Source organism: Sphingorhabdus sp. SMR4y, assembly GCF_002218195.1.
Classification (GTDB): domain Bacteria; phylum Pseudomonadota; class Alphaproteobacteria; order Sphingomonadales; family Sphingomonadaceae; genus Parasphingorhabdus.
The window spans coordinates 1,087,645-1,101,783 of record NZ_CP022336.1; the positions used below are offsets into that span (position 1 = coordinate 1,087,645).

The 14,139-nt window shown below is 57.1% G+C and carries 8 protein-coding genes and 1 tRNA gene; 4 read left to right on the forward strand and 5 right to left on the reverse strand.

Features of this window, described 5'->3' with window-relative positions:
* The first annotated feature begins 35 nt into the window (after positions 1-35).
* Complete coding sequence (gene mfd / locus SPHFLASMR4Y_RS05190; RefSeq protein WP_089132604.1) at positions 36-3,467, forward strand: transcription-repair coupling factor; 3,432 nt, start codon at positions 36-38, stop codon at positions 3,465-3,467.
* Here the strand turns inward: mfd and SPHFLASMR4Y_RS05195 are convergent.
* Complete coding sequence (locus tag SPHFLASMR4Y_RS05195) at positions 3,464-5,494, reverse strand: putative bifunctional diguanylate cyclase/phosphodiesterase (RefSeq protein WP_089132605.1); 2,031 nt, start codon at positions 5,492-5,494, stop codon at positions 3,464-3,466. The genes mfd and SPHFLASMR4Y_RS05195 overlap by 4 nt on opposite strands.
* Before the next feature lie 140 nt (positions 5,495-5,634).
* On the opposite strand from SPHFLASMR4Y_RS05195, the gene moaA reads away from it, so the two are divergent.
* The 3 genes from moaA (at position 5,635) to SPHFLASMR4Y_RS05210 (ending at position 7,552) form a co-directional block, all read left to right on the forward strand.
* The gene (moaA, locus tag SPHFLASMR4Y_RS05200) at positions 5,635-6,633 is read left to right on the forward strand and encodes a GTP 3',8-cyclase MoaA (protein WP_089132606.1); all 999 of its coding nucleotides are present in this window, start codon (positions 5,635-5,637) and stop codon (positions 6,631-6,633) included.
* A complete protein-coding gene (locus tag SPHFLASMR4Y_RS05205) occupies positions 6,630-7,403 on the forward strand; it encodes an NAD kinase (protein WP_089132607.1) in 774 nt (257 codons plus the stop codon). Before moaA ends, SPHFLASMR4Y_RS05205 begins: the two co-directional genes overlap by 4 nt.
* A gap of 74 nt (positions 7,404-7,477) precedes the next feature.
* A tRNA-Asn gene (locus SPHFLASMR4Y_RS05210) sits at positions 7,478-7,552 on the forward strand.
* 166 nt (positions 7,553-7,718) lie between these two features.
* Here SPHFLASMR4Y_RS05210 and SPHFLASMR4Y_RS05215 read toward each other — a convergent pair.
* The 4 genes from SPHFLASMR4Y_RS05215 to SPHFLASMR4Y_RS05235 all read right to left on the reverse strand — a co-directional run bounded on the left by SPHFLASMR4Y_RS05215 (position 7,719) and on the right by SPHFLASMR4Y_RS05235 (position 14,138).
* Positions 7,719-8,873, reverse strand: coding sequence for a GGDEF domain-containing protein (locus SPHFLASMR4Y_RS05215; protein WP_089132608.1), 1,155 nt, complete (start codon positions 8,871-8,873; stop codon positions 7,719-7,721).
* 1,290 nt (positions 8,874-10,163) lie between these two features.
* The gene (locus tag SPHFLASMR4Y_RS05225; protein WP_089132610.1) at positions 10,164-10,931 is read right to left on the reverse strand and encodes a sulfite exporter TauE/SafE family protein; all 768 of its coding nucleotides are present in this window, start codon (positions 10,929-10,931) and stop codon (positions 10,164-10,166) included.
* A gap of 32 nt (positions 10,932-10,963) precedes the next feature.
* Complete coding sequence (secA, locus tag SPHFLASMR4Y_RS05230) at positions 10,964-13,705, reverse strand: preprotein translocase subunit SecA (protein ID WP_089132611.1); 2,742 nt, start codon at positions 13,703-13,705, stop codon at positions 10,964-10,966.
* Between the two features lie 106 nt (positions 13,706-13,811).
* Entirely contained in the window at positions 13,812-14,138 is a 327-nt protein-coding gene (locus SPHFLASMR4Y_RS05235; protein WP_089132612.1) for a hypothetical protein, read from the reverse strand.
* Position 14,139 lies beyond the last annotated feature (1 nt).

The window sequence follows — 14,139 nt, forward strand, 5'->3', positions numbered from 1 at the left end:
CCTATCTAGATAGAATATCATCCGCCGAGACCGGCATGACGCTAGCCGGTATCCCGACCGGTTACCGCCCGCTCTTTCTGTCCCGACTGGCAAAGGAATCGGGGCGACGCACGATGTTTATCGCGACCGACGACGCGGCGATGAGCGCAGTTGTGGAGGCAGCCAGATTCTTTGCTCCCGATCTGGATATCATCGAATTTCCGGCCTGGGACTGCCTGCCTTATGACCGGGCTTCGCCGTCTCTTCACACCACATCGGACCGGCTGGCGGCTTTGGCCAGGCTGGCGCAACCCTTCACCGGATCGCAACTGGTCGTCACTACCATCAACGCGGTTACCCAGCGCGTTCTGGCGCCGTCACGAACCAGAGAGCTTGTCACCCATCTCGCACCCGGCACCATCGTCGAGCAGGAGAAGCTGATCTCCTTTCTCTACGCCAACGGGTTTGTCCGCGTGGATACCGTCGCGGATAGCGGCGAATTTGCCGCCCGCGGAGGATTGATCGACTTGTTTCCGCCGGGTGCAGAGCTGCCCATTCGCATCGATCTTTTTGGTGACGAAATTGAAAGCCTGCGGCAATTCGATCCGGCCGATCAGCGAACGGTTGCCAATATCGACAGCTTGGAATTACTTCCGGTATCTGAATTTCTGTTGGATGCAGATAGTATCACCCGCTTCCGGACCGGCTATCGCGATCTTTTCGGCGCGATTGCGACAAGCGACGCCCTCTATCAATCCATCTCCGAAGGACGCCGGTTGGCAGGGATGGAACATTGGCTGCCGCTCCTCGAAGAGAAGCTGGCGACCATTTTCGACTATGTCGAAAAAGATTGCTTGATCCTGCGGGACACCGCTGCCACCGCAGCCGCAGAAGCGCAATTTGTTGCCATTGCGGATTATCACAAGAACCGGGTGGAAGCCGACAAGGCCAATTTGTCGAGCTATCGCCCGCTGCCTCCGGAAATGCTGTACCTCACACCGGAAGAATGGCGCACTCACGAACATGACGCGCCCATTCACATTCTGAGCGAATTTGACGAACCGGAATCAACCACCGTCCTGTCGATGGCCGTGTCCTCACCCCGCGACTTTTCACCGGAACGGGCGCGCAACGAGAATATCTACCAGGCCTTGGGAAGCCATCTGAACAGCCTGACGAAGACCGGAACCACCGCCATTGTCGCGAGCTATAGCAAAGGATCGCGCGCGCGAATTTTCGACCTTCTCAAAGACCATGACGTCAAGGGAGCGGTACTATGCGATGACTGGGAATCCTGCCTGTCGGCAGCACCCGCCATAGCGCTGACAATATTGCCACTATCTTCCGGGTTCCGGTCAGAAAATCTGTCGCTGCTGACCGAGCAGGATATTTTCGGCGACCGGCTGGTTCGCAAGTCCAAGCGGCGCAAAAGCAGCGATGCCTTCATCGAAGAGTTGTCCGCGCTCAGCCTGGGCGACCTGGTGGTTCATCTCGAACATGGCATCGGCCTTTACGAAGGCATTGTCTCGATTCCGGTCGGCGACAGCCCGCATGATTGCGTCCACCTCAAATATGCCGGCGGCGACAAGCTGTATGTCCCCGTCGAGAATATCGATGTTCTCAGCCGCTATGGCGAAGGTGGCGACAGCGTCGTGCTGGACAAACTTGGCGGCGAAGGCTGGCAACGGCGCAAGTCGAAGCTGAAGGAACGTATCCGTGCGATTGCCCATGAGCTTCTGAAAACCGCCGCCGCCCGCGCCTTGCAACCGGCGACACCGGCCCGTGTAGAAGCTAGCGAAATGGCCGGATTCGTTGACCGCTTCCCCTATCAGGAAACCGATGATCAGCAGCAGGCCATCGAGGAAGTCCTTGGCGACATGGCTTCTGGCAAGGCAATGGACCGTCTGGTCTGCGGTGATGTCGGTTTCGGCAAAACCGAAGTGGCAATGCGCGCGGCCTTTGCCGCTGCGATGGCGGGTATGCAGGTTGCGATCATCGCGCCGACCACGCTGCTCGCGCGTCAGCATTTCAATAATTTCGAGGAACGTTTCCGGCCCTTCCCGTTAAAAATCGGGCGCCTCTCGCGTCTGGTCTCGCCGGCAGAAGCGAAGAAGACAAAAGAGGGTTTGGCAAGCGGCGAAGTCGACATTGTTATCGGCACTCATGCTCTGCTCGCCAAATCCATAGAATTCCAGCGGCTTGGCCTGATCATCATCGATGAAGAACAACGGTTCGGGGTCACCCACAAGGAACGGCTCAAGGCAATGAAGGCGGATGTCCACGTCCTCACGCTGACCGCCACGCCAATCCCGCGGACTTTGCAGATGGCGATGACCGGCATGCGCGAACTGTCGGTTATCCAGACTCCACCAGTCGATCGACTTGCCGTCCGCACCTACGTCATGCCGTGGGACCCTGTTCCGCTGCGCGAAGCGCTGCTGCGCGAACATTATCGTGGCGGCCAGTCATTCGTGGTTGTTCCCCGCATCGCCGACCTTGCCGACATCGAGGATTTCTTCAAGGAACATGCCCCCGAACTGACCTATGTCGTGGCCCACGGGCAAATGCCGCCGGCGACCGTGGAAGAGCGGATGTCGGCATTTTACGATCGCAATTATGATGTGCTGCTCTCCACCACCATCGTCGAGAGCGGACTGGATATTCCCAGCGCGAACACGCTGATCATTCACCGCGCGGATCGTTTCGGCCTTGCCCAGCTCTATCAGCTCCGCGGCCGGGTCGGACGCTCAAAAACGCGTGCCTACGCGTATATGGTGACGCCAAAGGACCGGATCATAACCGAAAAAGCCGAGAAAAGGCTCAAAATCCTCGGCGATCTCGACAGTCTTGGCGCCGGGTTCGAGCTCGCGAGCCACGATCTGGATATTCGCGGAGCCGGCAATCTGCTGGGCGACGAGCAGTCTGGCCATATCAAGGAAGTCGGCTTCGAACTGTACCAGTCCATGCTGGAAGACGCGATATTGGAAGCCAAGGCCAAGGGCTCGGGACTGCAAGCCGCCACCGACAGCTTCTCTCCACAGATCACGGTCGACGCCCCGATATTAATACCCGAAGCCTATGTCCCGGACCTTTCACTCCGGATGGGGCTTTATCGCCGCATGAACGGACTCAAAACCCTTCAGGAAATCGAATCCTTCGCTGCGGAGATGATCGATCGGTTCGGCGATCTGCCGATACAGACCGACAATTTGCTCAAGCTCATGCATATCAAGATGAATTGCGTGAAGGCCAAGATTGCAAAAATCGAGATGGGGCCGCGCGGGGCGCTGGTCACTTTCCACAACGACAGCTTTCCGAACGTTCCGGGCCTGCTCGATTATGTTGATCGTCTCAAGGGCACCGCCAAGATCCGGCCTGACAATAAATTGTTCATCGAACGCAAATGGCGCGATCCCAAGTCCCGCCTGCATGGCCTGACGCAGCTGACGACCGGATTATCGAAACTGGCCCAGCGGGTGGCTGCCTAGTTGCTCCGCAGGGCAAAGGCTTCGAACTCATCGGGCGAAAGCGCTCCGGACCGCAGGAATCCTTGAAAAAATTCACAGCCCTGATCCGCGAGGATCGCGAGTTGGGACTCGGTTTCTATGCCCTCAGCGATCACGCTGAGGTCAAGGCTGTGTGCCATGTCGATGATCGACCGCACAACAACCTGGTCCTTCGGTGATCCAGTAATATCCCCGGTCAGACCGCTGTCGATCTTCAGATAGTCCACCGGTAGTTCCTTGAGATAGGACAAGCTGCTGTAACCGGTGCCAAAATCGTCAATCGCTATGCAAATGCCCGCAGCGCGCAATTGGTCCAGCTTGTTCGCCGAAGCCGACAAGTTGCCAATCAGTTCTGATTCGGTGATTTCAAGGGTCAGGTGGGTTGGTTCAAAGCCGGCGGCCTCAACCCGTGCAAACATATCTTCGACAAAAGTTTTCGCCGCCAGATCACCAGCTGTGACATTCAATGAAAGTCTCATGAAACCGAGGCTCGTCGGCCATCTTCCGGCCAGAGTCAGGGCCTGTTTGTGGATCTGCGTAGAGAGCGAATCCATCACACCTGCCCGCTCCGCGACGGCAAATAATGTTGAAGCTCCCAACAACCCATATTCCGGATGCTCCCACCGCGCCAGAGCCTCCGCACCGAACAGTTCACCGGTATCGACCCTGATTTGCGGCTGGAAGACGATGACAATTTCGCCACGGCCCATCGCTCCGGGCAACTGGTCTTCCAGTTCTTGCTCGAGATGGACATCGGCTTCCGAAACCGTACTGAAGTTGATTGGCAGAGCGTCCGCAGCCGTCGCTTCTGCTAGAGCCAGAACCGCTTTTCTGATCAATGTCCTTTCGCTGGAATCGCTGTCGCCGATCGCGACGCCCGCCCGGACGACCGGATTGATCGGCCGCCCCTCCAACTGCAAGTCGGCAAAGATATTGCCGATCAAGTCATTGGCAAAATCCGATATCTGGTTGCTGTGGAAATTGGCGAGCGCGATCAGAAAATTCTGACCGTCGAGACGGGCCACCAGCTGCGGGCCGGCATATTGACGGTGGACTTCCGCCATCAGCTTATGTCCCACGATCCGAAGCAACTGGTCTCCCGCATTGCGCCCGAACGCAGCATTGATCATCCGGAAATTCTTGATACCGATCGCCAGGAGCGTCAACTGACTGCCATCTTCCAGTTTCTGCTTGATCCAGGCGCGGGCCGATGCCGTATTGCGCAATCCGGACAGCAGATCCCGCCCCGTCCAATCTTCCGCGTCCTCGGGATTTGCGAGATATTCAATCCTGCCGGCTATCAGGCCGTCTGTTTCGTGCAGATGGTGGATGACCGGTCGGCCATTGAACCGGTGCGGTACCGCTGCCTGCCTGGCCCCATCCCGCAGACGCCCCATCGCCCCTCGCACGCGGAGCCGTTCTTCGTGCGATAGCGTACGATAGATACCGGTCATGGGATAGCGTTCAAGGTCAATTTCACCCGCTGCGGCCAGCAGGCTATCGCTTATCCAATATTCTTTCGCGGGTCCCATGGTCATCGACCATTGCAAATCCGCAAGTGTCAGGAGGGACTGTTCATGGCTGGCGCGTTCCGCGCCGCCTCTGAAATTTTCGACATAGCGATAGGCATAGTTGATCGCCTGTTCGAGATTCGCGCGAACATCGGCAAAATCCAGATAATGGGTCGCGCCGGCATCGAAACATTGCGCGATAATCTCGGCGCTTTGGCGACTGTCGACCAGCGCCAGTATCGCAACTCCGCTTTCGGTCGCTGTCCCAGAAAGCTCTGCAATCGCCGCCAGACCGTCCTGTTCGGCTTGCCGGACATCGATCACTGCAATCATCGCACCGGCGGAGAAAAACCGTGGCCCCAGATTATCAAGCCTGCGGGCGGAATGGACCCGCCATCCCAGCGCAGCGATGTCCGACGCAAGCGGATCGCGCTGCTCGATTGAAAGCAGAAACAGGTTCCTGAATTCGGCCGGACGGGCACTCGGGATGGACGACATCTTGACTTTAAAACTCCTTTGATCGCGACACTTGTACGAGATTTACCGGGCGACGGACTATCTTTTTCCGTAGCAACTAAACCTTTATAGGCCGTTGCCTGCCCATCCGAAAAAGGCTAGCCCTATAGCATTGAATCAACATGAGGCGCCCAATGCAAGACGGTTTCGGACGCAAAATTGATTATCTCCGTATTTCGGTCACCGACCGGTGCAATTTCCGCTGTCAATATTGCATGTCGGAAAAGATGACTTTCATGCCAAAGTCGGAACTGCTGACACTGGAAGAGATCACCCTGATTGCAGAGCGGTTCATCGGCCACGGCATCCGCAAAATCCGGCTCACCGGCGGGGAGCCGCTGGTCAGACGCGATATGAAAGACGTTATTCAGCGCCTCGGCAGAAAAGTGGCATCCGGCGAACTGGAAGAGCTGACGCTAACCACTAACGGCTCGCTGCTGACCGAATATGCCGACCATCTCTCAGCCCATGGCGTCCGGCGAATCAATGTCAGCATGGATACGCTTGATCCGGACCGTTTTTCCGAGATAACCCGCGGTGCCGATGTGAATATCGTGCTGGATGGCATAAAGGCTGCCAGCGAAGCGGGTATCCACGTCAAGATCAACATGGTTGCGGTTCGTGACTTCAACGAGGCCGACCTGCTGCCAATGGCCCGTTATTGTGCAGAGCGCGGGCATGACCTGACGATTATCGAGAGCATGCCACTGGGCGATGTCGGTGCGGATCGACAGCTTGCCCATATTTCCGCCGATGAATTTCTGGCTCCGTTGCGAGACCGATATTCAATTGCTCCGATTCCCCATCGCAGTTCCGGACCGGCGCGCTATGTCTCGGTCGAGCCGCTTGGCCTGCGCCTCGGTCTGATCACGCCGCTGAGCAACAATTTCTGCGACGACTGCAACCGGTTGCGCCTGACCACCGACGGCAAGATATTCATGTGCCTCGGTCATAATGCGCATGTCGATCTGCGCGCAGCGGTCCGCCAGAACGGTATCGCTGCGGTTGACCGGTTGCTCCAAAAGGCTCTAAAGCTCAAACCGCAGCGTCATGATTTCAATGCGCAGCTCGATGGGTCCGCAGAGATTTTGGAGCGTCACATGAACGTTACGGGCGGATGACCAAGAAGAAATGGGCACTCATCGTGTCGCCTACGCAGCCTGCACAGGAAGCCGCGGAAAAACTGCAATCCATGATCGACTGGGTCCCGGTGGAAGAAGCCGATCAGGCCGTTGTCCTCGGCGGCGACGGATTCATGCTGCAGACTTTGCACCAGATGCTCAATCGCCGCGCCATCATGCCGGTTTATGGCATGAATCTGGGCACAGTGGGCTTTCTGATGAACAATTGGCATCTGGATGACCTGAGCGAGCGCCTCGCCAAGGCTCGTGCCTTCAAGGTCAAGCCCCTCAAAATGGAGGTGGAGACGATTTCAGGAGCACATTTTACGCTCCCCGCGATCAATGAAGTATCGTTGCTGCGTGAAACCCGGCAGACAGCGAAACTCGAGATCGAGATCAATGGCCGGATCATGATGGAAGAACTGGTCTGCGACGGCGTGCTGATTGCGACACCCGCTGGTTCCACCGCCTATAATCTTTCAGCCAATGGTCCGATTCTGCCCCTGACCTGCAATCTCCTCGCCCTGACCCCGATCAGCCCGTTTCGCCCGAGGCGCTGGAAAGGGGCTATTCTTCCCGACAAGATGGAGATCACCATCCGGGTCCTGAACCCCGAAAAGCGGCCGGTCAGTGCGGTTGGCGACCAGCAGGAAGTCCGCGATGTCAGTTGCGTCAAGGTGGCGATCGACCGCAGCCAGTCGCTGACCATGCTGTTCGATCCGGAACATGCGCTCGACGATCGCATCGCCATGGAACAATTTGTCGTTTGATGGCTTGCGGGACGCAAATGACATTGTTATAGGCGCGCTTCACCATGAAAGGCTCGGTCCAGAATCGAGCGTGTTCCCCGATAGCTCAGTGGTAGAGCATTCGACTGTTAATCGAATGGCCGTTGGTTCGAATCCAACTCGGGGAGCCATTTTTCCGCTCCAGATTGTCTAGAAACTGGCGGCCTCCGGGCCATTTTGACGGCGCGTAATCCGCGTCGGACAATGGGCCTTACCTGCCCAATCAGCGAAGCAGCACAGCTGTCACTGTCCTGAAAATCCACGGAATCCGCTTCCTCTGCGTGATCAGCAAGGGAATCAGGCAGCCTGTGCCAGCGCCACCTGATTGCGGCCGTTCCGCTTCGCCTGATAGAGCGCCCGGTCAGCCCGATCCATGGCATCGTTCAGCGAATCGATGTCGGCCAGCACGACCAGACCGAAACTCGCCGTAACCTTGTGGTCCGCAGGCAGTTCGGGATGGGTCACGAAGCGCAGCGAATCACAGATATGTTGCGCCAGAAGCTGCGCCGATTCGAGCGGTATCCAGTCGGTCAGAATCGCAAATTCCTCGCCCCCTGTTCGGGCCACCTGCCCCTGTTCCTGACACAGGCCGGATGCCGTCTTTGCCACTCTTTTCAGGACATTGTCCCCCGCCGCATGGCCATATTGATCATTCACGCGCTTGAAATGGTCGATGTCAAACAGGATGAGAGCCCTGGCAAGCTCCTCGTCCGGTTTCTGGGCCGCGGACGCGTTAAACAGTCCTTTCAGTCCACGCCTGTTGAGCAGGCCGGTTAATGGATCGCGATTGGACTGCCCGTGAAAATGCCAGACCATGTCGAGCCCGGCGGCATATAACAGCACCACCGCGAGAGCGAGCGCGCAGATACCGCTGGTGAAATGCAATATCCAGGCATATTCCGATTGCGCATAGCTCTGCTCGGTCAGGGTCAGGCCATGCAGGGAATAAACGATCAGGATTCGCACGATGAAGATCGTCGCCACCGTTGCGATCACGCCGAACAGGGCCCCGTCGATCACCTTCTCCCCCGCTTTCCACAGGGGCGGTAGCGCCAGTGCCAGCAGGATCGCAGCGACCACGCTGACCAGAACCGAACGAATCGATATATCCGGGGCAACAAAAGTAAGCACGGCAAAGGCCGTTATCGCTGAAGACAGGATAAGCCCCACCACAACATTGGGGAAAGCCGCATTGCACCGGGCATATATCGCCTTGGCGATGGCCAGGCTGAAGATCCAGAACAGGCTGGTGGACGCATAGATGAAACCGATATGGGTCGACTCGTTCCGCGTGCTGTCGATGACATAGGCCGCCAAAGCCGCCGAATAGGCGACAGCAACCCATCCGGAAAATGGCTGGCGTCTGTTGAAGAAATGGATGAGCCAGAATACCAGCGCAAAAATCGCCAATATCATGATCGTTTGGATATGAAATCCGGAGTTTTCAGACATCTGACCCTGCCTAACTGCGAGGCGTCAACAAAATGTTAACTGCATCATTCTGGTACGATTTTCTCCGCGACACCTGCTCCCGACGATCCCGAAGTTCGTCAAAGTTCGGGCCAATAGCGCCTTTAACCAGTTAAATATTTGATCTTAATTAAACGTTTCAATATTTTGATATGCAATGGTTTTCTCGACAAAAACACTATCCAGGCCACACCGGTCACACACATGGAAGCGGAAACAGCTTCCCGGCGGCAGCATTGGCAGCGTAGCGGCCGGGCGTTCGCGCAGCGGTGCACAGCGTCCAAGCGCGCATCCGGCAATGAAGCGGCATGGTCATGGCTCCGGTTTATCAACAGGTGGATGCTGTAGGAAAGAAGAGATTATGGTCTCGTACAGGCGGATGCGCCCTCGCCGCCACGGGAGCGGACAAGCGCGGATGCCGAAGCGGTCGTGACCGCGAGTGCAAGGGTCTACGCAAAGGCCCGAATGGGTGCGCTCTGTATTCCAGACCTTCTGCGTTTGTGCCTTAGTAAGGCATAGTCCTGATCGCAGAAAAAAGTCTGGCTGCGCCTATTGCCCCGCTGGGTTGCACGATACGGGGAAGACGCGCCATGGATAAAGGCTAGTCCCGACAGAGGCACAGGTAAATGTTTGCGCCTTGGCAGTAACGGACAGGAAGTGGAAAAGATCGGGGATTGTTGCAACTGTCACCGTAATTGCGTAATTGTGTCACCGTAATTCGGGTGGTGTAGGACAGCGGTTTTTGGGAGATGAATTTGGGTATTGTTGCAACTGTCACGGTAATTTAAATGATTTCGTTCCACATTTTGGACAGGGGTCTATCACCCAAGGGAAGAAAAATATACGCCATTGGCAAATGAGTCCATGCCTGCATCTACGAAGTCGAAAAACCAAAGTGTAAAAATAAATAGATGAAACAATTGACGTCGAAAGCCAAGCATACTCTAAATAGGTGGAAGGATGACGTGCTCCAATACCCGACGCTGTGACTAGTCCAGCCACGAACATGTGTCGGGAATACGCATTTTTATTTTGTGGCCAAAGTTTAAAGCCTAATTTCTTATGCACTCTTGGCCTCCCCCTGCTCCAGCCAAACCGGATAAAATTACGGTAAATTACGGTGACAGTTGCAACAATCCCCGAACTTTGGGTTTAGGTCCCGGCTTTTCCGCTATCAATCTTTTTCCGGTTTTCTCCTGCATCTGTTCAAGCCATTGGACTGACCCTATCGGAATTACCATGACAGTTGCAACAACCCCCAGCTTCACCCCCTCAAACCCACAAAATCCGCACCGCTACATAGAGGATCAGCAACGCCGTCAGCCGCCGGATCCAGATCTCGGGCAAGGCCTTGCTCGCCAACAGGCTGCCGACCTGCCCGCCTAGCAGCACGCCGAGGAATAGCGGCCAATAGGCCAAGATCGCCTCTCCGCCGCTGCTGAAACCCGACTTCATCAACTGTCCGGCCAGACCGGCGACCGAGTTGACCAGGATGAAGACGCTCGCGGTCGCGGCGATGCGGCGGCTGTCGGACCAGCGGGTGAGCAGCAGGATCGGGGCGAGAAAAATGCCGCCGCCGATGCCGACCATGCCGGAGAGAAAGCCGATGCCGGTGCCGGTGGTCGGCGCGAACAGACGGTGGCCGGTCCATTGCCCTCTGGGAGCTTTGTCCCCTGCCCGCTTGATGAAGGGTTCGATGATCAGCAATATGCCCGCCGCCGCCAGCGACAGGCCGAGCAGCAGTAGGAAGCTGTCCTGCGCAAGCTCCACGCGCCCGCCCAGCCAGGCCGCCGGTACGGACAGCAGCAGGATCGGCCAGATTTTCGGCCAGTCGATCAGTCCGCGCGACTGGAAACGGATGGTGCCGCCGGTGACGACGATGATATTGCACAATAATGCGATGACCGGCAGCGCCCGGTAATCGAGCGCGGCCAGCGCCAGCAGGGCGATATAGGTCGAGCCGCCGCCAAAACCGACGCTGGCGTAGAGCGCGGCGGTCAAAGCAAACAGCAGGGCCAGGGCGAGAATTGAAAAATCCATCTCAGTTCCCGCCCGGCCGCTGGCGTTTCAGATCAAAACTTGCCGTGGCAATGTTTATATTTACGACCCGAACCACAGGGGCATGGCGCGTTGCGGCTGACCTTGCTGCCGTCGAAGGCATCCTGCGGATTGTTCATCTGGCCGGATTGCCGCGGTGGCAACGACGACGACACCGTTCCCAATGTACCGCCGTCGATGTCGTTGCTGTTATCTTCGCCGGTCAGCGGATCAATATGGGTGGTCAGGAAATCGGGCAGTTCGGGAAGCTCCGGCACAACCAGCTCTTCTTGCTGGTGGAACTGGCTGATCGCGATCGTCTTGGTCACGCCCTCGCGGATGATTTCCAGCATCCGTTCGAACAGGCCAAAGGCTTCCTGCTTATATTCGTCGAGCGGCTTTTTCTGGGCATAGGCGCGCAGGAAAACCACCTGACGCAGCGCGTCGAGCGTGGCGAGATGCTCTTTCCAGTGATGGTCGAGCAACTCGAGCAGGATCGATTTTTCGATATCTTCCCAGACACCGGGCTTTTCGGCATCAACCTGCGCCTTCTTCGCAGCAAAATCGGCATCGGCCATTTCCGCGATCCGGGTTTCGATGAGTTCCGGCTCGACCGCATCCTCCTGCAGCCAGCTGTCGATATCCGGCGTGAGATTCAGCACATCCTGGACACGGGTCTTGAGCCCTTCAATGTCCCACTGCTCGGGATAGCTGCCCGGCGGGCAGGCATCGGCGACCATAGCGTTGACAGTTTCGTGCCGCATGTCCTCGACCACATCACCAACCGTGTCGGCATCCATGATTTCCGAGCGCTGCTCATAGATCACCTTGCGCTGGTCATTCATCACGTCGTCATATTCGACGACCTGCTTGCGCGCTTCATAGTTGCGCGCCTCGACCTTTTTCTGGGCTGTTTCAATAGCTTTTGACAGCCATTTGCCACCGATCGCCTCGCCGTCCTCGAGATTCTTGTTCATCATCTTGGCGAACATCGTCTCGGTGCCGAAGATACGCAGCAGATCATCCTCGAGGCAGAGATAGAAGCGGCTCAGACCCGGATCGCCCTGACGGCCAGAGCGGCCACGCAGCTGGTTATCGATCCGCCGGCTTTCGTGCCGCTCGGTGCCGAGAACGAACAGACCGCCCGCTTCCCGCACCTCTTCGCGCAGCGCCCGCACTTCTTCCTCGATCTTGGCGATCGCCTTGTCGCGTTCCGGCCCCTCTTCCATGTCGCCGAGTTCTTCCTCGATCCTGAAATCGATATTGCCGCCGAGCTGGATATCGGTGCCGCGACCGGCCATGTTGGTCGCGATCGTCACCGCGCCGGGAGAACCGGCCTGCGCCACGATATGCGCTTCCTGCTCGTGGAAGCGGGCGTTGAGGACATTATGCTTGACCCCTTCCTTGTTCAGAAAGTCGGAAAGCAGCTCGGATTTTTCGATCGACACGGTGCCGACCAGAACCGGCTGGCCCTTGTCGCTATGTTCCTTGACGGTTTTTGCAATGGCGGCAAATTTGTCGAGCGTATTCTTGTAGAATTCGTCATTCTCGTCGATCCGCTGCACCGGCTTGTTGGTCGGAATGGTGACGACGTTCATCTTGTAGATTTCGAAAAATTCCGCCGCTTCGGTTTCCGCGGTGCCGGTCATGCCGGACAATTTGGGATACATGCGGAAATAATTCTGGAAGGTGATCGAGGCCATGGTCTGGTTTTCCGGTTCGATCCGGACGCCTTCCTTGGCTTCCACGGCCTGGTGCAGACCGTTCGACCAGCGGCGACCATCCATCATCCGGCCGGTAAATTCGTCGATGATGATGACCTTGCCATCCTTGACGATATAGTCGGTGTCGCGCTTGCGCATGACATTGGCCATCAGCGCCTGGTTCAGATGGTGGACAACCTGGGTGTTCTCGAAGTCATAGAGATTGCTGCCGACCAATAGTCCGGCTTCCTCGAGCAAACGCTCTGCCTTCTCCGTTCCCTCTTCGGTGAGAGAAAGATTGCGGGATTTTTCATCCTTTTCATAATCTTCTTCGGTGATGTGCTGAACCACCTCGTTGACCGATATATAGAGATCGGACTTGTCGTCGGTCGGGCCGGAGATGATCAGGGGCGTTCGCGCTTCGTCAATCAGAATCGAGTCGACCTCATCGACGATCGCGAAGTTGAACGGCCGCTGCACCATCTGGGCGCGCTCGTGCTTCATATTGTCACGCAGATAGTCGAAACCGAATTCGTTGTTGGTGCCGTAGGTGATATCCGCCGCATAGGCCGCGCGGCGTTCCTCCTCGCCGAGATTCGGGACGATCACACCGACTTCCAGGCCAAGGAAATTATAGACCTGGCTCATCCACTCCGCATCGCGGCGGGCGAGATAGTCGTTGACGGTGACAACGTGCACGCCCTTGCCTTCGATCGCGTTCAGATAACAGGCGAGCGTCGCAACCAGGGTCTTGCCTTCACCGGTGCGCATCTCGGCGATTTCGCCACGATGCAGCACAATGCCGCCGATCAGCTGGACGTCATAGTGCCGCTGGCCAAGCGTCCGTTTTGCCGCCTCGCGAACGACCGCAAAGGCTTCCGGCAATATGTCATCAAGCGATTCACCGCCGGCAACCCGTTCCTTGAACTGCACGGTCTTGGCCGCCAGCTCGGCATCGGAGAGCGGTTCGACTTCCGGTTCGAACGCGTTGACCGCATCGACCACTTTCTGCATCGACTTGACGTAGCGGTCATTCGCTGACCCGAAGATAGATTTGGCTAATCCGCCGAACATGACATTTTCCAATTTGTAAATTTTGCCGACCGGTCATCGGCCGCGAACAGGATGAATTTGGGGAGAGTCTCTCGCCATTCAATATCGGCGAGACAAAAGACGGTCGCTAGGGCGCGCCCTCTTCATGTTCCAGCTTGTCGCCCGCATCACTGCGCATCGCAACGACAGGCCAGGACAGCGCCTTGCTACCACCTTTGACAATGGCGCGTGGCGCCAGCAGACTGGCTTCTGCCATGGCGCAGGACGGATGATCCGATGTCCCATGGCTTGTTGCGGTCGCGTCAGCAGAAGAACCGGAATCCGCCGTTTCCGTCAGATTGGCAGCGCTGCCCAGCTCCGGCACCATGCGTTCTGCAGCCGCTGCCGACGCAGGCACGGCCAGACCGACAGCGTTGAAGAGCAGCAACATAAAACTTGCAAAATATGCGTTCATG

Coding starts and splice junctions, on each gene's coding strand:
- SPHFLASMR4Y_RS05225 (WP_089132610.1), bottom strand. CDS start 10,931: ATGGATTTTTCAATTCTCGCCCTGGCCCTGCTGTTTGCTTTGACCGCC.
- moaA (WP_089132606.1), top strand. CDS start 5,635: ATGAGGCGCCCAATGCAAGACGGTTTCGGACGCAAAATTGATTATCTC.
- SPHFLASMR4Y_RS05195 (WP_089132605.1), bottom strand. CDS start 5,494: ATGTCGTCCATCCCGAGTGCCCGTCCGGCCGAATTCAGGAACCTGTTT.
- SPHFLASMR4Y_RS05235 (WP_089132612.1), bottom strand. CDS start 14,138: ATGAACGCATATTTTGCAAGTTTTATGTTGCTGCTCTTCAACGCTGTC.
- SPHFLASMR4Y_RS05205 (WP_089132607.1), top strand. CDS start 6,630: ATGACCAAGAAGAAATGGGCACTCATCGTGTCGCCTACGCAGCCTGCA.
- secA (WP_089132611.1), bottom strand. CDS start 13,705: ATGTTCGGCGGATTAGCCAAATCTATCTTCGGGTCAGCGAATGACCGC.
- mfd (WP_089132604.1), top strand. CDS start 36: ATGACGCTAGCCGGTATCCCGACCGGTTACCGCCCGCTCTTTCTGTCC.
- SPHFLASMR4Y_RS05215 (WP_089132608.1), bottom strand. CDS start 8,873: ATGTCTGAAAACTCCGGATTTCATATCCAAACGATCATGATATTGGCG.